20 protein-coding genes are annotated in these 20,105 nt (G+C 64.3%); 11 read left to right on the forward strand and 9 right to left on the reverse strand.

Features of this window, described 5'->3' with window-relative positions:
• Positions 1-237: 237 nt before the first annotated feature.
• The 3 genes from ACP159_RS06010 to ACP159_RS06020 all read right to left on the reverse strand — a co-directional run bounded on the left by ACP159_RS06010 (position 238) and on the right by ACP159_RS06020 (position 3,189).
• Positions 238-2,016, reverse strand: coding sequence for an acyl-CoA dehydrogenase C-terminal domain-containing protein (locus ACP159_RS06010; RefSeq protein ID WP_425098750.1), 1,779 nt, complete (start codon positions 2,014-2,016; stop codon positions 238-240).
• 31 nt (positions 2,017-2,047) lie between these two features.
• The gene (locus tag ACP159_RS06015; RefSeq protein WP_425098751.1) at positions 2,048-2,452 is read right to left on the reverse strand and encodes a MerR family transcriptional regulator; all 405 of its coding nucleotides are present in this window, start codon (positions 2,450-2,452) and stop codon (positions 2,048-2,050) included.
• A 356-nt stretch (positions 2,453-2,808) separates the two neighbouring features.
• Positions 2,809-3,189, reverse strand: a complete 381-nt coding sequence (locus ACP159_RS06020; protein ID WP_425098752.1) for a MerR family transcriptional regulator — start codon at positions 3,187-3,189, stop codon at positions 2,809-2,811.
• Between the two features lie 126 nt (positions 3,190-3,315).
• Here ACP159_RS06020 and ACP159_RS06025 point away from each other — a divergent pair, with 126 nt between their 5' ends.
• The 5 genes from ACP159_RS06025 (at position 3,316) to trpB (ending at position 7,390) form a co-directional block, all read left to right on the forward strand.
• A complete protein-coding gene (locus ACP159_RS06025; RefSeq protein ID WP_425098753.1) occupies positions 3,316-3,744 on the forward strand; it encodes a PaaI family thioesterase in 429 nt (142 codons plus the stop codon).
• Positions 3,741-4,253, forward strand: coding sequence for a PaaI family thioesterase (locus tag ACP159_RS06030; RefSeq protein ID WP_425098754.1), 513 nt, complete (start codon positions 3,741-3,743; stop codon positions 4,251-4,253). Before ACP159_RS06025 ends, ACP159_RS06030 begins: the two co-directional genes overlap by 4 nt.
• Before the next feature lie 78 nt (positions 4,254-4,331).
• Positions 4,332-5,657, forward strand: coding sequence for an MATE family efflux transporter (locus tag ACP159_RS06035; RefSeq protein ID WP_425098755.1), 1,326 nt, complete (start codon positions 4,332-4,334; stop codon positions 5,655-5,657).
• Positions 5,658-5,728: 71 nt separating this feature from the next.
• Positions 5,729-6,073, forward strand: coding sequence for a hypothetical protein (locus ACP159_RS06040; RefSeq protein WP_425098756.1), 345 nt, complete (start codon positions 5,729-5,731; stop codon positions 6,071-6,073).
• A 69-nt stretch (positions 6,074-6,142) separates the two neighbouring features.
• Complete coding sequence (trpB, locus tag ACP159_RS06045; protein WP_425098757.1) at positions 6,143-7,390, forward strand: tryptophan synthase subunit beta; 1,248 nt, start codon at positions 6,143-6,145, stop codon at positions 7,388-7,390.
• 423 nt (positions 7,391-7,813) lie between these two features.
• On the opposite strand, the gene ACP159_RS06050 is transcribed toward trpB, so the two are convergent.
• The 5 genes from ACP159_RS06050 to ACP159_RS06070 all read right to left on the reverse strand — a co-directional run bounded on the left by ACP159_RS06050 (position 7,814) and on the right by ACP159_RS06070 (position 12,723).
• Entirely contained in the window at positions 7,814-8,185 is a 372-nt protein-coding gene (locus ACP159_RS06050; RefSeq protein WP_425098758.1) for a DUF2237 family protein, read from the reverse strand.
• A 9-nt stretch (positions 8,186-8,194) separates the two neighbouring features.
• The gene (pth, locus tag ACP159_RS06055) at positions 8,195-8,875 is read right to left on the reverse strand and encodes an aminoacyl-tRNA hydrolase (RefSeq protein ID WP_425099042.1); all 681 of its coding nucleotides are present in this window, start codon (positions 8,873-8,875) and stop codon (positions 8,195-8,197) included.
• A 211-nt stretch (positions 8,876-9,086) separates the two neighbouring features.
• On the reverse strand, positions 9,087-9,710 hold the full coding sequence (locus ACP159_RS06060) for a 50S ribosomal protein L25/general stress protein Ctc (RefSeq protein WP_425098759.1): 624 nt from the start codon (positions 9,708-9,710) through the stop codon (positions 9,087-9,089).
• A 216-nt stretch (positions 9,711-9,926) separates the two neighbouring features.
• Positions 9,927-11,501 carry a hypothetical protein gene (locus ACP159_RS06065; protein WP_425098760.1) on the reverse strand — a complete coding sequence of 525 codons (1,575 nt, stop codon included), beginning with the start codon at positions 11,499-11,501 and terminating at the stop codon, positions 9,927-9,929.
• 58 nt (positions 11,502-11,559) lie between these two features.
• Entirely contained in the window at positions 11,560-12,723 is a 1,164-nt protein-coding gene (locus tag ACP159_RS06070; protein ID WP_425098761.1) for an alpha-hydroxy acid oxidase, read from the reverse strand.
• 143 nt (positions 12,724-12,866) lie between these two features.
• Between ACP159_RS06070 and ACP159_RS06075 the strand changes: the two genes are divergently transcribed.
• Both ACP159_RS06075 and ACP159_RS06080 read left to right on the forward strand, forming a co-directional pair.
• Entirely contained in the window at positions 12,867-13,412 is a 546-nt protein-coding gene (locus ACP159_RS06075; RefSeq protein ID WP_425098762.1) for a heme NO-binding domain-containing protein, read from the forward strand.
• A 16-nt stretch (positions 13,413-13,428) separates the two neighbouring features.
• Entirely contained in the window at positions 13,429-14,886 is a 1,458-nt protein-coding gene (locus tag ACP159_RS06080) for an ATP-binding protein (RefSeq protein WP_425098763.1), read from the forward strand.
• On the opposite strand, the gene trpA is transcribed toward ACP159_RS06080, so the two are convergent.
• Complete coding sequence (trpA, locus tag ACP159_RS06085; RefSeq protein WP_425098764.1) at positions 14,835-15,626, reverse strand: tryptophan synthase subunit alpha; 792 nt, start codon at positions 15,624-15,626, stop codon at positions 14,835-14,837. The genes ACP159_RS06080 and trpA overlap by 52 nt on opposite strands.
• Before the next feature lie 392 nt (positions 15,627-16,018).
• On the opposite strand from trpA, the gene ACP159_RS06090 reads away from it, so the two are divergent.
• From ACP159_RS06090 to ACP159_RS06105, 4 genes are all read left to right on the forward strand, one after another.
• A complete protein-coding gene (locus ACP159_RS06090) occupies positions 16,019-16,909 on the forward strand; it encodes an NAD-dependent epimerase/dehydratase family protein (RefSeq protein WP_425098765.1) in 891 nt (296 codons plus the stop codon).
• Positions 16,910-17,011: 102 nt separating this feature from the next.
• Positions 17,012-17,452, forward strand: coding sequence for a c-type cytochrome (locus tag ACP159_RS06095; protein ID WP_425098766.1), 441 nt, complete (start codon positions 17,012-17,014; stop codon positions 17,450-17,452).
• 101 nt (positions 17,453-17,553) lie between these two features.
• Positions 17,554-18,531 (forward strand): polyphosphate kinase 2, encoded by a 978-nt coding sequence (gene ppk2, locus ACP159_RS06100; protein ID WP_425098767.1) that lies wholly within the window; start codon positions 17,554-17,556, stop codon positions 18,529-18,531.
• A 178-nt stretch (positions 18,532-18,709) separates the two neighbouring features.
• Positions 18,710-20,065: an MATE family efflux transporter gene (locus ACP159_RS06105; protein WP_425098768.1), complete on the forward strand. Its 1,356-nt coding sequence runs from the start codon at positions 18,710-18,712 to the stop codon at positions 20,063-20,065.
• Positions 20,066-20,105 lie beyond the last annotated feature (40 nt).

Raw genomic sequence — 20,105 nt, forward strand, 5'->3', positions numbered from 1 at the left:
TGGCGGGTTCGGGCTCGAACTGCGCCTGCGTCACAGCCCGAAGCGGCGATCTGGCGGCGGTGAGCCTGCCAAGTCTCCCGGTGCCGAGAGTCTCCAGCCTCTCTGCCCCTCAAACCCACCTTCCCCAAACAAGAACGCGGGACAGAACCCTGCCCCGCGCCTACCCCGTAGGGCGGGGCTATGCCCCGCACTCCAGACAAGAATGCGCGGGGCTAGGCCCCGCACGCCCTTCCCAAATCAGAACGCCTCCGCGTCCAGCGCCATCACCGTCTCCGCACCGCTTTCGATCCGCGCGAGGTGCGTGCCTGTCAGCGGCAGCTGCCGTGCCATGTAATAGCGGCCCGTGGCGATCTTGGTCTCGTAGAAGGCGGTGTCCGACGCCCCGGCGGCCAGCGCGTCTTCCGCCGCCACCGCCATTTTCGCCCACATCAGGCCAAGGCAGACATGGCCGAAGAGGTGCATGAAGTCATACGAACCCGACAGCGCCGCGTTCGGGTTCTTCATGCCGTTCTGCATGAAGAACATCCCCGCCGACTGAAGATCCTTCGAGGCCTTCTTCAACGGCTCGCGGAAGTCCTTCTCGAACCCCTCCGAACGCCCCTTCGTCTCCTTGATGAAGTCGGTCACCATGGCAAAGAAGGCCATCACATGCTTGCCGCCGTCCTGCGCCAGCTTGCGGCCCACGAGGTCCAGCGCCTGAACGCCGTTCGCGCCTTCGTAGATCATCGCGATCCGGGCATCGCGGGCGAATTGGGACATGCCCCATTCCTCGATGTAGCCGTGCCCGCCATAGACCTGTTGCGCCTGCACCGCCATGTCGAAGCCGCGGTCGGTCAGGAAGCCCTTGATGACCGGCGTCAGCAGCGAAATCAGCCCGTCCGCCGCCTTGTCCTCGCACTTGTGCGCCCGGTCGATCATCGCCGCGCCCCAGTAGGTGAAGGCCCGCGCCCCTTCGACAAAGGACTTCTGATCCATCAGGTTGCGCCGGATGTCCGGATGCACGATCAGCGGATCGGCCGGGCCGTCCGGGTTCTTCGCCCCGGTCACGTCACGCCCCTGCAGCCGGTCCTTCGCGTAGATCACCGCGTTCTGATACGCCGCTTCCGCCTGGGCAAAGCCTTGCAGGCCGACGCCGATGCGCGCCTCGTTCATCATCGTGAACATCGCCCGCATCCCCTTGTGCGCCTCGCCAAGCAGATACCCCGTCGCCTCGTCGTAATTCATCACGCAGGTGGAGTTGCCGTGGATGCCCATCTTCTCCTCGATCTTGCCGACCGACACGCCATTGCGTGCGCCCGGCTGACCATTCTCGACGATGAACTTCGGCACGATGAAGAGGGAGACACCCTTGATGCCCTCCGGCCCGCCCGGGATCTTCGCCAGCACGAGATGAATCACGTTCTCGCTCATGTCGTGGTCGCCAGCGGAGATGAAGATCTTCTGCCCCGAGACCTTGTACGTCCCGTCCTCCTGCGGCACCGCCTTGGTGCGCATCAGGCCGAGGTCCGTGCCGCAATGCGGCTCGGTCAGGTTCATCGTGCCGGTCCACTCGCAGGTCACCATCTTCGGCAGATAGGTCGCCTTCTGCTCGTCCGAGCCATGCGCATGGATCGCCGAATAGGCGCCATGGGTCAGGCCCTGGTACATGTTGAAGGCCATGTTGGCGGCAGAGAACTGCTCGCCCACGGCGGTGCTCACCAGGTAGGGCAATCCTTGCCCGCCGTACTCCGGATCGCAATCCAGAGCCGTCCAGCCGCCCTCGCGCACCTGGTCGAACGCGGCCTTGAACCCCTCCGGCGTGCGCACCACGCCGTTTTCCAGCACGCAGCCCTGCGTGTCGCCCACCGCGTTCAGCGGCGCGAGCACATCGCCCGCCAGCTTGGCGGCCTCGCCGAGAATGGCGTCGAGCGTGTCACGGTCGAGCTCGTCATATCCGGGCACGTCCTGCTCGGAAATCTTCAGCAACTCGTTCAGGACGAACATCTGGTCCTTGACCGGTGCGGTGTAGCTGGGCATTGGGGTCCTCCTCGGGATCTGCGGCCGAGGGCTATTCGGCCGCGCTTTTCTTCTGCGTCATCGTGGCCAGCATGCGCTCGGCCCATTTCATCTGGTCCTGAAGCTCGGAGATCGCGGTGTCGAGATCCTCGCGCTGCTTCTCCAGATCGCCAAGCCGCGCCTGTGCCACCTCGTAGGAGCGCTGCAGCTGGGTCTGCTGCTGGTCGCCCACATGGTACAGGTCCAGCAATTGCCGGATCTCCTCGAGGCTGAAGCCAAAGCGCTTGCCGCGCAGGATCAGCTTGAGGCGGGCGCGGTCGCGCCGGGTAAACAGCCGCTTCTGGCCTTCACGGATGGGAAACAGCAACTCCTTCTGCTCGTAGAAGCGCAAGGTTCGGGGGGTCACCTCGAATGCGTCGCACATCTCCCGGATTGTCATTATCCTGTCGTCGGTCATTTCGTCTCGCGGTCCTCATGTCTGTTGCGATGCGACGTGAGGTGCGCTCTGCCTCACATCCATACAATGGGAAAAAACGTTGACGTAAGTCATACGCTGCGTCACTTCTTGCTTGACGTAACATCAATGCACGTCAGCGCGTAGCCGCTATTAGATTGTTTCATTAACGAAGGTTAACACGGTCGGGTATTCCATACCCGGCAAGCCTCCGCCAGCAGGCCTATACGGATTATCCCACAGCGTTCCGCCTTCAACCTGACTCAATCCGCGACGCGATCATCTCCGGAGCGCCGCAGGCGCGGCAGCGTATGCGTGTCACACGGTCAAGGCGGGGCGCTTTCGCGGAGACCGGCGGGTCAGGTGGCGTCCGGCAGGCTGTCCGCGGTGCGGTCGCGCAGCGCCCGGAGCTCGTCCATGGCCTCTTCGAGCTGCGCCTTCTGCTCGGCCAGTTCCCCGAGCTGCCGGTCCGCCATCTCCACCCAGGCCCGCATCTGCGCTTCGGTGCCCTGCTCCTCGTAGATCATCAGCCACTGGCGGATGTCCTCGAGCTGGAAACCGAACTTGCGGCCACGCAGGATCAGCGTCATGCGGGCAATCTCGCGCGGGCCGTAGAACCGCGCCCGTCCGTCCCGCTCCGGGGCCAGCAGCTCGATATACTCGTAATACCGCAGCGTGCGCGGCGTCACGTCGAACTTCGCGCACATTTCCTTGAAGCTGAGACGGGGTTCGCTGGTCATCGGTATCCTCTTCCGGGCGCGACGATAGGACGGCGTCCTGCCGGTGGCAACTGCAATCAGCCCGCGCTTGCAGCCCCGCGCCCGCCGACCCATAAAGGCACAAGGACCTGCAACCCGGAGCCACCAATGGCCGTCGACAAGGCAACCCTCGCCAAGCAATTCATCGAATACCTGCCGCATTGCAAGGCGCTGGGCATGAAGATCACCGAGATCGGCGACGGCGTGGCGGAGATCCAGCTGCCCTATGACGCGCGCTTCATCGGCGACCCGGAGACCGGCGTGATCCACGGTGGCGCGGTCTCGGCGCTGATGGACACCTCCGGCGGCGCGGCGGTCATCGCGCACCCGAAATCGCCCGGCGGTACGGCGACGATAAACCTGCGCATCGACTACATGCGCCCCGCAACCCCCGGCCAGACCATCACCTGCCGCGCCGAGTGCTACCACATCACCCGCTCCGTCGCCTTCGTCCGCGCTACCGCCTTCGACGAGGACCGTACGCGCCCGGTGGCCAGCGCCACGGGAGCCTTCACCGTCGAGGAGCAAAAGCAATGAGTGATCGCCGCAAGCCCGAGCCGGTCCAGGTCATCAAGCAGCGCCGCGACGCCGCGCTCTCCGCCCTCGTCTCCGGCGTGCCCTACATCCAGTATCTCGGCATTCATTTCGACCGGCGCGGCGACGAGCTGACCGCGATCCTGCCCTATGATGACAAGATCATCGGCAACCCGGTGTTGCCGGCCATCCACGGCGGCGTCACGGCGGCCTTTCTCGAAGTCACCGCGATGATGACGCTCAACTGGACCTGGCTCTGGGCCGACATCGAAAGCGGCAAGCTCGACGCCGAGGAGATGGCGCGGGGGGCCCTGCCGCGCCTGCCGAAGACCATCGACTTCACCGTCGATTACCTGCGCACCGGCCTGCCGCGCGACGCCTATGCCCGCGCCCGCGTCACCCGCTCCGGGCGGCGCTACGCCTCGGTGCAGGCGGAGGCCTGGCAGGACAACCACGACCGGCCCATCGCGCAGGCCACCGCGCATTTCCTGATGCCGCGCCCGGAAGGCTGAGGCGCCGCGTCCCCCGCGTCTTCTTTCTCCTGATCCGTAGTCCGTCCCGCGCCCCGCAGGCGCACCAGAAAGCCCGACATGACCGACGACAAGCCCATCACCCACCGGCGGGTGCTCAGCATCGCCCTGCCGATCCTGCTCGCCAATGTCACCGTGCCGATCCTCGGGGCGGTGGATACCGGCGTCGTCGGCCAGATCCCGGAGGCCGAGCCCATCGCCGCCGTCGGCGTCGGTGCCGTGATCCTTTCGGCGGTCTACTGGATCTTCGGCTTCCTGCGCATGGGCACCACCGGCCTCACGGCGCAGGCGGCGGGGCAGGGGAACCGCGCCGAGGTCGCCGCCCTCTTGACCCGCGTGCTGATGATCGGCCTCGCCGGGGGGCTGGCGCTGATCCTGTTGCAGGACCTCGTGTACTGGGCCGCCTTCCGCCTGTCGCCCGCCGGGCAGAAGGTCGAGGACCTCGCCCGTGCCTACATGCAGATCCGCATCTGGTCCGCCCCCGCCGCCATCGCCATCTACGGCATCACCGGCTGGCTGATCGCACAGGAGCGCACCCGCGACGTGCTGCTGCTCCAGCTCTGGATGAACGGCGTCAACATCACCCTCGACCTCCTCTTCGTGCTGCAGCTGAACATGGGTGTCGACGGCGTCGCCCTCGCCACCTTCCTCGCCGAATGGTCCGGCCTCGCGCTCGGCCTCTGGCTCTGCCGCGCCGCCTTCGGTGTGCCCGACTGGCGCGACTGGGCGCGCGTCTTCGACCGCGTGAAACTGCGCCACATGGCGCTCGTGAACACCGACATCCTGATCCGCTCCATGCTGCTGCAGGGGATCTTCGTCTCCTTCCTGCTGCTCGGCGGGCATTTCGGGGCGGTGACCCTCGCCGCCAACCAGGTGCTGCTGCAATTCCTCTACATCGCCGGGTTCGCCCTCGACGGCTTCGCCTTCGCCGCCGAGGCGCTGGTCGGCCAGGCCTTCGGGGCCGGGGCAGTGGCCCGCATCCGCACCGCGGCAAAGATGACCTCGCTCTGGGCGCTGATCTTCAGCCTCGCCATGGCCGCCGCCTTCGCCCTCGGCGGTCCGCTGCTCATCGACATCATGGCCAAGGACCCGGAGGTGCAGCAAACCGCCCGCATCTACCTGCCCTGGATGGTCGCCACGCCCGTGCTGATGCTCGGCCTCGTCATGCTCGACGGCATCTTCATCGGCGCCACCCGCTCGGCGGACATGCGCAACATGATGGTGGTCTCCGCCGCGATCTACCTCGTCGCGGTCTGGGCCCTGATCGGGCCGATGGGCAACCACGGCCTCTGGGCCGCCTTCCTGATCTCCATGCTGGCGCGCGGCGTGACCCTCGGCCTGCGCTACCCCGCCCTCGAACGTGCCGCTGCGTCAACCAGCGCTTGAGAGACCTGACTCTTTAGGATAGGTTAACCCTACATGGGGGTTCCGCGTTTCGTTTTCCAAGGGTCAAGTCAATGTACCATGTCTATGTCGCCGGCGTCGAACCCGCCGGTTTCTTCAAGTCCCTGTCGCTGTCCTCCGCCCTGCGCGGCCTCAGACCTGCGGCAAAGATCCTGCCCGGTTTCCGCAAATCCGCCGTCTTCCGCTCCGGGTCCTATCAGTTCGCAACCCTGATCTGGACCGATGCCGCTGCGCTGCGCAGTTTTGCGGGCGGTCCGGCGGCGCGGGATCTGGAAGCGCTGGCGCTCCGCAACGCCCGATACCACGCCGCTCACGCCTTCGTCTGCGAGACCGAGCCCACGCGCGAGGAGATCGTCACCCTCTGGCGCACCGCCCGCCACGCCGCCGCCGCCGCCTGAGCCATTTTCCGCATTTTCATTGCCCGTCCGCTCCCCTAAGAAGGCGGGAACAAAACGCGGAGAAACACCATGGCGGACGACCTGTTCAACTCGTTCATGAACGGCCCCGATGAAAAGGGCCGCTTCGGCATCTTCGGCGGGCGCTTCGTGTCCGAAACGCTCATGCCGCTCATCCTCTCGCTCGAAGAGGAATACGAAAAGGCCAAGACCGACCCGACCTTCTGGGCCGAAATGGACTTCCTCTGGAAGCATTACGTCGGCCGCCCCTCGCCGCTCTACTTCGCCGAACGCCTGACGGACCGCCTCGGCGGCGCCAAGGTCTACATGAAGCGCGACGAGCTGAACCACACCGGCGCGCACAAGATCAACAACGTGCTCGGCCAGATCATCCTCGCGCGCCGCATGGGCAAGACCCGGATCATCGCCGAAACCGGCGCCGGTCAGCACGGCGTCGCCACGGCCACCGTCTGCGCGAAGTTCGGCCTCAAATGCGTGGTCTACATGGGCGCCCATGACGTCGAGCGGCAGCAGCCCAACGTCTTCCGCATGAAGCTGCTCGGCGCGGAGGTCATCCCCGTGACCTCCGGGCGCGGCACGCTCAAGGACGCCATGAACGACGCGCTGCGCGACTGGGTCACAAACGTGCGCGACACCTTCTACTGCATCGGCACCGTCGCCGGCCCGCACCCGTACCCGGCGATGGTCCGCGACTTCCAGTCGATCATCGGCAAGGAAGCGAAAGAGCAGATGATGGAGGCCGAGGGCCGTCTGCCCGATATGCTGGTCGCGGCCATCGGCGGCGGCTCCAACGCCATGGGCCTGTTCTACCCCTTCCTCGACGACAAATCGGTTCAGATCATCGGCGTCGAGGCGGGGGGCAAGGGCGTCAACGAGAAGATGGAGCATTGCGCCTCCCTGACAGGGGGCCGCCCCGGCGTGCTGCATGGCAACCGCACTTACCTGCTTCAGGACGAAGACGGCCAGATCCTCGAAGGCTTCTCGATCTCCGCCGGTCTCGACTACCCCGGCATCGGGCCGGAGCACTCCTGGCTGCATGACGTAGGCCGCGCTGAATACGTCTCGATCACCGACAAGGAGGCGCTCGAAGCCTTCCAGCTCTGCTGCGAGACCGAGGGCATCATCCCGGCGCTGGAACCCTCGCACGCACTTGGCCACGTGATGAAGATCGCCCCCAAGCTGCCGAAGGATCACATCATCTGCATGAATCTCTGCGGTCGCGGCGACAAGGACATCTTCACCGTCGCCAAGCATCTCGGCGTCGACATGAGCGGGACCGAAGGGCGCAAGATGGACTGACACCCTGTCCGGTGTTCGCGTCAGGATTGCTTGCACGGATTGAATAGGGGCTGCTCAGCAGCCCCTTTTTCTACGTGCACCATGTAAGGATTGACGTGTAAGGGTTTGTCGGGGCGAGGTTTCTTCCGCGTCTCCGGACTGACTCGGCGACACCAAACAAGCCGCCCGGAGCGTGTTGATGCAGGGGCGGGCTGGACATGGGCTTGGCCAAAGGGCACACCCTGTGGATAAAACATTGGATAAATCGGGTATATAATCAAACTCGCCAAAATTGCCGCCTGCCTTGCGACCATTTGTTCGGAATATACAGGCAAGTCCCTTAGCCGCCGGAGCGATGTTCGGCATGCGGCGCGGACACGGAGAGCGAGGTCTCTCCGACTCTGACCTTGTCTTAATCCAGTTTAAATTGGCGCTGAGAGCGCTTCAGGCGGCATTCTCTTTCAGTATTGCGATATTCACGATATCCAGCGCCCTTTGGTGCGTGGCCTCCAGATGTACCTTCGGTGCGCAGCCTTCGTCATGAGCCTGCAGGAACCGCGCCGCGCACAGGCACCAGCAATCGCCGGGTTCCAGCCCTTTGAACCCGAACTCGGGGCGTGGCGTGCTCAGATCGTTGCCGACATACTTGGAAAAGGCCAGGAACTCCGCCGTCATCACCGCGCAGACCGTATGGCTGCCCCGGTCTTCGGCGCAGGTATTGCAGTGTCCGTCGCGGAAATAGCCGGTTACCGGGCTCATGCCGCACACTTCAAGTGTGCCGCCCAAGACATTGATCGCAGGGTCTTTCTCTACCATGGTCTCTCCTCAGCGGAACTTGTCCGCCAGCTTCTGCAGCGGGCTTCGGGTATCCTCGGGCTGCGGCGTATCCGCAGGCGCGGCAGGGGTCTCCGGGGCCTTTGCGGTCTTCGACGACCGGGGCGGCGCGGTGCGTTGCGCCACGGCGTTCGAGAACCGCGCGGCATCCCCATCCGCCAGGGCCGGCGCTCCGTCCGAAATCCCGCGCATCAGGTCGTCCAGCCAGCCTTCATCCGCCTTGTGAAAATCGTGCAGGACATAGGCCGACACCAGCTCCTTGCGCCCCGGATGGCCGATCCCCAGGCGAACCCTTTGGTAAGCCTCGCCGATATGCGCGTGAATGGAGCGCAGGCCATTATGCCCCGCATGCCCGCCCCCCATCTTCACCCGGCATTTCCCGGGGGCAAGATCAAGCTCATCATGGAAGACGGTCACATCGCCCGGTGTCAGCTTGTAGAACCGCATGGCCTCGCCGACGGACTGCCCGGACAGGTTCATGAAGGTCTCGGGCTTGAGCAGCAGCACCTTGTCCGCGCCCAGCCGGCCTTCGGCGATCTGGCCCTGGAACTTGGCCTTCCACGGCCCGAACCCGTGATCGGACGCGATCCGGTCGAGCGCCATGAAACCGATGTTGTGCCGGTTTCCCGCGTACTTCGCCCCGGGATTTCCGAGGCCGACAAAGATCTGCAAGAGCGCCTCCATGCCTGTGTCTGCGGCCCTACCTAGGGCTTTCCGGCAGCCAAGACAACGGTTCCGGCGGGGATGGCCGGGTCGTGCCTGGCCTGGTCTTGGATAAAGCTTTCCTGAACAGGGTGTTGTCGGGCCAACTTCGCGCAAGACATGAAGAAAGGCCCCCGCCGTTGGGCAGGGGCCTTGAACGTGTCTGCGAAAGGCCGGAGGATTACTCCTCGCCGCCCTCTTCCGCCTCGTCCTCGTCATCGCCCGCAGCCTTGAGGCCCGACGGAGCGGAGATGTTGGCGATGACGAAGTTGCGGTCGATCGTCGGCTTGGTGCCTTCCGGCAGGGTCACGTCCTCGATGTGGACGATGTCGCCGATGTTCATGCCGGTCAGGTCGACGGTGATCTTCTCGGGGATGTCACCGGCGGTGACTTCGAGCTCGACTTCGTTGCGAACCACGGTCAGAACGCCACCCTTGCGGATACCCGGGGCGGCCTCTTCGTTGATGAATTCAACGGGGATGAAGAGGTTCACGCGGGTGGTGCGGCGCAGGCGCATGAAGTCGACGTGGGTCGGCAGGTCCTTGACCACATCGCGCTGCACGTCGCGGCAGATAACGCGGACGTCGTCGTGGCCTTCGACCTGCAGGTTGAACAGGGTCGACTTGAAACGGCCCTGCTTGAGGCGCTTCAGAAGGACGTTGAAGGGGATGTTGATGGGCAGCGGGTCATGCTCGCCACCGAAAACGATCCCCGGAACGAGGCCGTCGCGACGGGCCTGACGAGCGGCGCCCTTGCCTGTCCCCGTGCGTTCAGAGGCGACGAGATCCGGAATCTCTCCAGCCATGGTATTCTCCAATATGTCTAGGGCAGGGTGCCTCCAAGGCTGTCACCCTGCGATGAGGGCCTGCGCGTACACCGGATCGGGGGGGAAGACAAGGCGATTCGGGTGGGGCCCCTCGGTCAGGTGACCGTCAAAATGTTTCGCGCGCGAAACATTGTTTGTTAACAATGGGTTAATTTTAGGATTTCCCCGCCCGTTGCTTAGGGAAGCAATTACCAACTAACGTTGATGTGATGGCCCTTCGCTCGCCGATGAGTTAAGATTGTCCCACCATGGCAACCTCCCGGAAATGAGCTTGTCGTAGGGCATGCGCTCCTCTCTTGGCTTCCGGACTGCGCCAATTTCTTCCAGAATTCCGTAAAGAAAGTACCCATGTAGTTTCTCTTCAGTAGAGCGATTTATGGCCTCCTTTAAGTCTGATATTGAGAACAGAGCGAGACACCTTTCCAAATCTGTGTAGTCCACAGATATGACGGGAATGCGGAACTCTTGGGAGACTGCAAACTTGTCTGCCAGTTTGTGCGCCTCTCTGAAAATTTCTCTAATGTAAGTGTTTCCTAAGGCGGTCCATGGATCATAGGTGATAATCAACCCATATGATTTACGTGGTGATGTGCTGGAAAACTCTTGCTTCGTGCGCCAAACTTGTACTACGCCCTTGATGATATCTTGGAAGTACTCGGGGCTAGACATCCAAGGGTTCGGCGATGTTAGAACCGCTTGAGGAAGCCTGCGCGATTTGCATTCTGCAATTATTTCAAAGTTTTCGGCTTCTGAATGCAGGAAAAGGTCGGCACTCATGCCGTAACTTGTATGTCGTTCACTCTCAATTTTGCATGCTGGGCTGCAATAGTGCTCAAGCATCACCTTGCATAAACCTTCAAACGCGGCTGCTGCGGCGTTTCTGGAGGCGCTGTCCTGCACGCAGTCAAAATAAAGCCCTTCGGTAATTCTACGGAGTAAGAGGTCGCGTGACGGGACTACAATTATCGCGGAGTTTCGGTCCCAAGCTAAGAAAAGTGGCCGTTCCTTCACGACGCTGCGCCGAAAATCTCGCGGAAGACTTATGTTGCGAATTTCTTGCGCGAACCTACTTTGTTGTTCGAATGTGCCTCCAATAGCATTCAGGACTTGGACAACTGTATTGGCGTCAATGCCGTTTTTGAGGAGGTGTGGGACGCGAATGGCGGGGAATTCTTCAGTCGCACAGTATATCGAGAATGCAACCTGCGTCAATGTGTCCAGTTCGACACCGTGTTTCGAGTGAAATGCCTTCTTTGCTTCGGCAGTAGCATAAAGCATCCAGGCTTTGGTTATTCTGGGAAGATTGTCGTAGCCGATTTGCCAGTCGTATTGCGGCCAGAATAGCCTCGGCATTGCTTCCATAATCTCACTGCCATGGAAGTCGAGAACGCTCTCAGAGTTCGCTAGCCCGTTGTAGGTGTTGAAAAGTTTGGCTGCCGCGCCCCAAGTTCTTAGATCTAAAATGCGGCGCGAATACGCGTCGTCCGGTCCATAAGTCAAGCGCTCGTTAACAACTGAATCTACGTTGTGCGGAGGGATGAAAAACTTTCCCAGAAGGCGATAGTCTTCCGCAGTTCCCAAGACCTCAATATGTTTGGCAGCCGCTTTCAATCGCCCCTGCCTTGCCGATTCGAGAGCCCAGCTCACTATCAGTACGTTATAAAGCGGAAGTGGTGACAGGATTTTGCGAAGTCTGCTTTCCCAGTAAACTTGCTTCTCTTGCTGCCCACTCCTCGCCACCAATTCACGTCCTCCATCCCCAAGCCGCATTCAGAGTTGGAACTTTTTCAAACGCCATCAAGATTTCTTGTTATATAAATTTCCCCCCTCACCCCCACTCCCCCGAAAACCCCTTCGGGACCATCAGAATATCGCGGTCCACGCCCTGAATGTTGCGATGCCCACACAACGCCATGGACATATCCAGCTCTTTGTGGATGACCTGCAGGGCCTTGGTGACGCCGGCCTCGCCCATGGCGCCAAGCCCGTAGACGTAGGCGCGGCCGATCCAGCAGCCCTTGGCGCCCATGGCGGTGGCCTTGAGGACGTCCTGGCCGGAGCGGATGCCGGAATCGATGTGGACCTCGATCTTGTCGCCGACCGCGTCGATGATCGGTTCGAGCGCGCGAATGGAGGAGAGGGCGCCGTCGAGCTGGCGGCCGCCGTGGTTGGAGACGACGATGGCGTCCGCGCCGACGTTCAGGGCCTCCAGCGCGTCGCGCGGGTCCATGATGCCCTTGATGATCAGCGGGCCGTCCCACATCTTGCGGAACTGGCGGATGCGGTCCCAGTCGAGGGACTGGTCGAAGCTTTCGGCGGTCCATGTGGTCAGGGAGGAGGCGTCCGAGACGCCCTTCGCGTGACCGACGATGTTGCCGAAGAAGCGGCGCTTGGTTTGCAGCATGCCGAGGCCCCACTGCACCTTCGTCATCATGTTGGCGATGGATTTGGGGGTGAGTTTGGGCGGGGCGGAGAGGCCGTTCTTGAGGTCCTTGTGGCGCTGGCCGAGGAGCTGGAGGTCGACGGTGATGACGGCGGCGGAGCAGTTCGCGGCCTTCGCCCGGTCGAAGAGGTTCTGCATGAAGGTGTCGTCCTTCAGCGTGTAGACCTGCATCCAGAAGGGTTTGGAGGTGTTCGAGGCGACATCCTCGATGGAGCAGATGGACATGGTGGAGAGGCAGAAGGGGACGCCGAATTTCTCGGCGGCCTTCGCGGCTTTGATCTCGCCATCGAAGTGCTGCATGCCGGTGAGGCCGACGGGGGCGAGGGCGACGGGCATGGAGACGTCCTGGCCGATGAGTTTGGTTTTGGTGGAGCGGTTCGCCATGTCGAGGGCGACGCGCTGGCGCAGGTAGATCTTGTCGAAGTCGGAGGAGTTCTCGCGGAAGGTCTGTTCCGACCAGGAGCCGGATTCGCAGTAGTCGTAGAACATTTTCGGCACGCGGCGGCGGTAGATGCGCTTGAGGTCTTCGATTTCGGTGATGACGGGCATGCGAGTCGGCCTTTGTGCTGAAATTGGTAAGGTTGGATTACCAATTTCGGGGCGGCGTGGCAATGGTGGAGCTCGGGGTTTAAGCCGTTGTTCATGGGCGCGGGGTAGGGTGCGCGCGGGTTCGTGAGCGTTGGAGGCGGCTCGTGAAGGGATTCGTGTTTACGGAGCTGCTGGCGATGGCGGAGGAGGCGATCGGCGAGGCGCGGGTGGATGCGGTGCTCGACCGGCTCGCGCTGGAGAGTGACGGGGCGTACACGGCGGTGGGGAATTACCCCTGCGGCGAGTTGATGCAGATCGTGGAGGCGCTGAGCGTGGAGACCGGACTGGCCGGGGCGGAGTTGCAACGGCGGTTCGGGCATTGGGTGATGCAGGTGTTCCGCGAGCGGTACGGCGGGTTCTTCGAGGGCAAGCGGTCGGCGCTGGAGATGCTGGAGGCGGTCGAGGGCGAGGTGCATGTGGAGGTGCGCAAGCTGTACCCGGACGCGGAGCTGCCCCGGTTCGTCACGACGCGGGACGGGCAGGGCGGGGTGACGATGGACTACCGTTCGCCGCGGCCGCTGGTGCCGTTCTGTCTCGGCCTGATCGAGGCCTGCGGCGCGGCCTTCGGCACGCCGCTGGACATCGTGCAAGTGCCGCTGCCGGGGGCGGAGGTGTCCGGCGCGCGCTTTCATGTCCGCGTAGCCGGATAGGGCGTTGTCGCAGGCCGTGCCCCCCCAGCCGCCCGAGACGGTGTCCCGCCGTCGGTACGAGCGCGAGCGGCGTGCCCGGGCCGAGGTGGAGGCCATGCTGGAGGCGAAATCGCGCGCGCTCTACGAGGCGAACAAGGCGCTGCGCCAGCAGGCGCGCTTGCTGGAGGTCGAGGTGGCGCAGCGGACCGCGGACCTGGAGGCGGCGAAGCAGCAGGCGGAGAAGGCGAACGAGGCCAAGAGCGCCTTCCTCGCGATGATCAGCCACGAGATCCGCACGCCGCTGAACGGCCTGCTGGGCATGGCCACCGCGCTGGCGGAGACGCCGCTGCGCCCGGAGCAGCTCGACATGCTGCATCTGTTGCAATCGTCCGGCGATACGCTGCTCGCGCTGCTCAACGATGTGCTCGACCTGTCGAAGATCGAGGCGCGGCAACTGGAGATCGAGACCATCGCGACGGACCTCGTGGCGCTGGTCGAGGGGCAGGCGCGGGTCTACGCGGTGCAGGCGGCGGAGAAGGGGCTGGGGTTCGCGCTGTCGATCGCGGAGGAGGCGCGGGTCTGGCTGGAGGCCGATCCCACCCGGCTGCGCCAGGTGCTCGGCAACCTGATGTCGAACGCCATCAAGTTCACGGACACCGGCGGCATTTCCCTGACCGTGACGCGGCGCGGGGAGATGATGGAAGCGCGGGTCCGCGACACCGGGCCGGGCGTGGCCCCGGACCTGCAGGGGCGGCTGTTCCAGCCGTTCAGCCAGGCGGACGCCTCGATCACCCGCAAGTTCGGCGGCACCGGCCTCGGGCTGGCGGTGTCCCGCGAGCTGTGCCGGATGATGGGCGGCGATCTCGTGTACAGCGCCGTGCCGGATGGCGGGGCGGAGTTCGTGGCACGCTGGCGGGCGGTGGAGGCAGAGGTCTCGGAGGTCGGGCAGGAGCATGGGCCGGACGAGTTCGAGCTGGTGCTGCTGTCGCGCCCGTGGCGCGTCCTCGTGGCGGAGGACAACCTGACGAACCAGCAGGTGCTCGGTCTGCTGCTGCGCCGGTACGAGCTGCGCCTCGACATGGTCGAAACCGGGGTGGGCGCGGTCGCGGCCCATACCGCGGACCCCTATGACCTGATCCTGATGGACGTGAACATGCCGGAGATGGACGGGCTGGAGGCCGCTGCCTTCATCCGCCAGTTCGAAGCCGCGCGCGATCTGCCGCGCGTGCCGATCATCGCGCTGACCGCCAATGCCATGACCCACCAGGTCCAGGACTATCTGCGACAGGGCGTCGATGCGCATGTCTCGAAGCCGGTCAGCCGTCCGGCCCTCGGGCGGGTCATGGCGCGGCTCTTGTGCGAGGCGCAGGTGCGGCAGGGCGGCCGCGCAAGCTGTCAGGGCTGCGCGGCGCAGGGGGTTTGCGGCATGGATTCGGTCGCCTGTCAGGCGGAATGCGCACCCGCGGCCAGCCCGGAGACGAAGGCCAGCACCTGATCGACGCTCTTGCCCGCGGCGATCTCGGCCACGATGGCGGAGCCGACGACGCAGCCGTCCGCCACGCTGGCGATTTCGCGGGAGGTCTCCGGCGTGCGGATGCCGAAGCCGACGATCACGGGAATGTCGGTCTGGGCCTTGATCCGCGCGACCTCGGGGCCGACGTCGGTCGCCTGCGCGGCGGCGGCGCCGGTGATGCCGGTGATGGAGACGTAGTAGACGAAGCCGGAGGTGTTCTGCAGCACCTTCGGCAGGCGCTTGTCATCGGTGGTGGGCGTCGCGAGGCGGATGAAGTTCAGGCCGGCCTTCTGCGCCGGGATGCACAGCTCGTCGTCCTCCTCGGGCGGCAGGTCGACGACGATCAGACCGTCGATGCCGGCCTCCCTGGCCTGCGCCAGGAAGGTGTCGACGCCGCGCGAGTAGATCGGGTTGTAGTAGCCCATGAGCACGATGGGGGTGTCGGTGTCCCCGGCGCGGAAGTCGCGGACCAGCTGGAGGGTCTTGTCCAGGGTCATGCCGCCTTCGAGCGCGCGCTGCCCGGCGAGCTGGATGGTGGCGCCATCGGCCATGGGATCGGTGAAGGGCAGGCCCAGCTCGATGATGTCGACCCCGGCGCCCGGCAGGCCCTTCATGACGGCGAGCGAGGTTTCGACGTCCGGATCGCCTGCCATGATATAGGAAACGAAGGCTTTCTTTCCGTCGGCCTTCAGGCGGGCGAAGGTGGCGTCGATGCGTGTCATGGGAGTCCCTCTTGCGTGCTTGGGCCGATGTGCCGGATGTGGCCGGGAAAATCAATGGGGTGAGAGCCGGACCGCGCAGCGGCAAACTCTCCAGTATGAGATGCGCCCGCAAAAGCAAGGCTTTTGCAGCATCGAACGTGCGCAGCACGGTTTGAGGCTCGAACGGGCGGAGCCCCTGCCGGACCGCGCAGACGCCGCGAGCCCGACCGGGGTGCCTATCCGTGCAAACCGGAGACCGACGCCCCGATTTCTTGGAAAGAAATCGGACCGGACTCTTTGCAAGAGTCCGGCGCCCTCGCCGCACGGGGCGTGTTTCCCTTTCCTGCGCATCCAGCCTTTGCCCCGAGGACAAATGCCGCTACCTCTGGCCCTGACCCAAAGGAGGAGACATCATGCGCATTGCATTCACGGGCGGCAGCGGCAAGGCAGGGCGGCATATCCTGCCGATGCTGGCGGCGGCGGGCCATACGGTCCTGAACCTCGATTTGCAGCCTTTGCAGGCGGAGGGCGTGGATAACCTGATCTGTGACCTGACCGATCCGGGGCAGGTGTTCTCGGCGCTGTCGGGATACGCGAACTTCGGCGAACTGGAGCCGGGCACCGGGGTGCCGAAATTCGACGCGGTGGTGCATTTCGCCGCGCTCGCCCGTATCCTGATCCAGCCCGACTGCGAGACTTACCGCGTCAATACGCTCTCGACCTACAATGTCATGGAAGCGGCGGTGAAGCTGGGCATTCCCAAGGTGATCTTCGCCAGTTCCGAGACGACGTATGGCGTGTGTTTCGCCGATGGCACGCGCAAGCCGGAGTACATCCCGGTGGACGAGGATCACCCGACGGTGCCGGAGGACGCCTATGCGATGTCGAAGGTCTGCAACGAGGTTGCGGGGCGGTCGTTCCAGCAGCGCTCGGGCATCGACATCTACGGCCTTCGGATCAACAACGTGATCGAGCCGGAAGAATACGAGACGAAATTCCCGGCCTATGTGCGGGACGCTGCGCTGCGCGAGCGCAACATCTTTGCCTATATCGACGTGCGCGATCTGGGGCAGATGGTGATGCGGTGCCTGGAGACGGATGGGCTGGGCTATGAGGTGTTCAACGTCTCGAATGACGATCTGTCGGTGGGGGCGAGCAATGCGGAGGTGCGCGAGCGGTTCTATCCCGGCGTGCCGGTGAAGCGGCAGATGGAGGGCAACGAGACCTTCTATTGCAATCGCAAGGCCAAGGCGATGCTCGGTTTCGCGCCGGAGCATTCGTGGCGGGATGTGCTGGGTGGGTGATATCCCCCACTCCCAGTTGACGAAGACGTGAGACACGGGCGTCAAACTGCTGATACAACTACACCGGAAGATTTGCGCATGTTTACAGCGAGAGGAGCGAACATGAAGAAGGCGATTGTTGCAGGGTTGGTTGTCGCGGCGGGTATAGCCGGGGCGCTCTGGGCCGAGGAAGAGGCGTCGAACCCGGTGGTGAAGGCGCGCATGGAGGCCATGGAAGAGATCGGCGGCTCCATGAAGGTGCTGGGTGACATGGCCAAGGGCGCGGTGGCTTTCGACGCGGCGGCGGCGCAGGCGGCGGTCGACAAGATCGTGGCGGAAGCGAGTGAGGTTCCGGCGCTGTTCGAGGCCAACGAGAGCGATCCGGCCTCGGAAGCGTTGCCGGTGATCTGGGAAGACTATGCCGATTTCACCGCCAAGGCGGGCGATCTGAAGACCGCGGCGGAAGGCATCACCATCAGCGCCCAGGCGGACATCGGTCCGGCGATGGGCACGCTGGGCGGCGCTTGCAAGGCCTGCCACTCCAAGTACCGCGTCGCCAAGTAAGACCGGCTTTGGCCGAAACGAGGGGTCGTCTTGACGCGTGTCAAGGCGGCCCTTTGCCGTTCCGGGTAGAGTCGCGGCCATGCCATGACACTGGAGACCGCATGACCGAATCCGCCGTGACCCCCGACCTGCCCACACCCCCCGAAGCGCCCGCGATCCCGAAGGCGGCGAACGACGCCGCCAGGGAGGCGGGTCAGGTTCCGCCGAAACCCCCGGTGAAGCCTCAGCCGACGGCGGACGAGATCCGCCGGGCTTTCGAAACCGGGGCCTATCCCTATCACACGCGCCTGTCGACGCGGGCCTACGAGAAGGAGAAGGCCAAGCTGCAGGCGGAGCTGCTGAAGGTGCAGCTCTGGGCGCAGGAGACCGGGCAGAAATTCGTCTTGCTGTTCGAAGGGCGCGACGCGGCGGGCAAGGGCGGCACGATCAAACGCTTCACCGAACACCTCAATCCGCGCGCCGCGCGGGTGGTGGCGCTGAACAAGCCCACGGACGAGGAGCGCGGCCAGTGGTACTACCAGCGCTATATCCAGCACCTGCCGACGGCGGGGGAGATCGTGCTCTATGATCGCTCGTGGTACAACCGTGCCGGGGTCGAGCGGGTCATGGGCTTCTGCCAGCCCAACGAATACCTGGAGTTCATGCGCCAGACGCCGGAGCTGGAGCGGATGCTGGTGCGCTCGGGCATCCAGCTTTACAAATACTGGTTCTCTGTGACGCGGGCCGAGCAGCGCACCCGGTTCGAGAGCCGCGAGACCGATCCGCTCAAGCAGTGGAAGCTCTCGCCGATCGACAAGGCCAGCCTCGACAAGTGGGACGATTACACCGAGGCGAAAGAGGCGATGTTTTTCTATACCGATACGGCGGATGCGCCCTGGACCGTGATCAAGTCCGACGACAAGAAGCGGGCGCGGCTGAATTGCATGAAGCATTTCCTCGCCACGCTGGATTATCCGGGCAAGGACCCGGCCATCGCCACGCCGCCCGATCCGCTGATCGTGGGCGGGGCGGGGCATGTGATCCATCGCGCCGAACATATCCTCGGCACCGCGCTGCATCCCGATACGCGGCACGTCTGAAATCGGGCGTGAGCAAATTCTGGGTCCAGGAATTTGCTCACGGGCCCGCCGCGGCACACCGGACCAGAGAAGACGCGGACGGCGGGAGGTTGCCGGCGCGCACCCCGGTCATTGCATTTTCGTGATGGGCGGGTTTTCCACTCTTGCCGCTTTTTTGTGCGGGCGGTAGGGCAGATACATGACAAAGACATCCATCAGCCCGCGCGCCCACGCCCGCGCCATCCTCCTGCTTGCCCTGCCGATCACCGGCGGGCACCTGGCGCAGTTCGCCATCGGCCTGACCGACACCATCATGATGGGCTGGTACGGCGTGCCGGAGCTGGCGGCGCTGACGCTTGCGGCGTCGTATTTCTTCACGCTGTTCCTGCTGGGTTCGGGGTTTGCCTGGGCGATCATGCCGATGGTGGCCAGCTTTGCCGCGCAGGGGGACGAGGTGCAGATCCGCCGGGCCACGCGCATGGCGCTGTGGTGGTCAATCCTGTTTTCGCTGGCAGCGCTGCCGGTGTTCTGGTTCTCCGGCCCGATCCTGCGGGGCCTCGGGCAGACGGAGGCGACGGCGGCGCTGGCGCAGACCTACCTGCGGATCGCGGGGTTCGGCATGTTGCCGGCGCTCGGCATCATGTGTTTCAAGAACTACCTGCTGGGCCTCGAATTCACCCGCGTGGTGCTGGCCGTCACCGTCGCCGCGGCGGTGGTCAACGCGCTGGCCAACTATGCGTTCGTGTTCGGCCATTGGGGCGCGCCGGAACTGGGCATCGCCGGGGCGGCGGTGGCTTCGGTGGCGGCGAACACGGCGGGCTGTGCTCTCGTCGTGCTCTACGCGGTGCGGCTGTTGCCGCAGCATGAGATTTTCGTGCGGTTCTGGCGGGTGGATGGCGAGATGTTTGCCCGCATCTTCGCGCTGGGCGTGCCGATCGGGCTGACGACGCTGGCGGAGGTCTCGCTGTTTGCCGGATCGGCGGTGCTGATGGGCTGGATCGGGACGATTCCCCTTGCCGCGCACGGGGTTGCGATCCAGATCGCCACGGCGGCCTTCATGGTGCAGATGGGCCTGTCGAACGCCGCGACGGTGCGTGTCGGCAACGCGATGGGGCGGCGGGACGCGCCGCACCTGGTGCGGGGCGCGAAGGTGACGCTGGTGCTCTCGGCGCTGGCGGGGCTGGCGGCCATCGCGCTGTTCGTGCTGGCGCCGGAGCCGCTGCTCGGCGTGTTCGTCGATGCCGATGACCCAGCACGTGACGAGATCATCGCGGCGGGAACGGGGCTTCTGATGATGGCGGCGCTGTTCCAGATCGTCGACGCGGCGCAGGTGCTGCACATCGGCTTTCTGCGCGGGCTGCAGGACACGCGGGTGCCGATGCTGATGGCGGCTTTCGCCTATTGGGGTGTGGGCATGCCGGCGGCCTGGGGGTTTGGCATCGCGCTGGGTCTCGGCGGCATCGGGGTCTGGCTCGGGCTGGTGCTGGGGCTGGCGGTGGCGGCGCTGGCGCTGGGCTGGCGGTTCTGGACCTTCGGCGTGCGCCAGGTGGCCTGAGCCGGGACGCGGCTCTTGCATCGGGGCGAGGCCCAGAGTA

Source organism: Tropicibacter sp. S64 (assembly GCF_049803835.1).
Taxonomy (GTDB): Bacteria; Pseudomonadota; Alphaproteobacteria; order Rhodobacterales; family Rhodobacteraceae; genus Pacificoceanicola.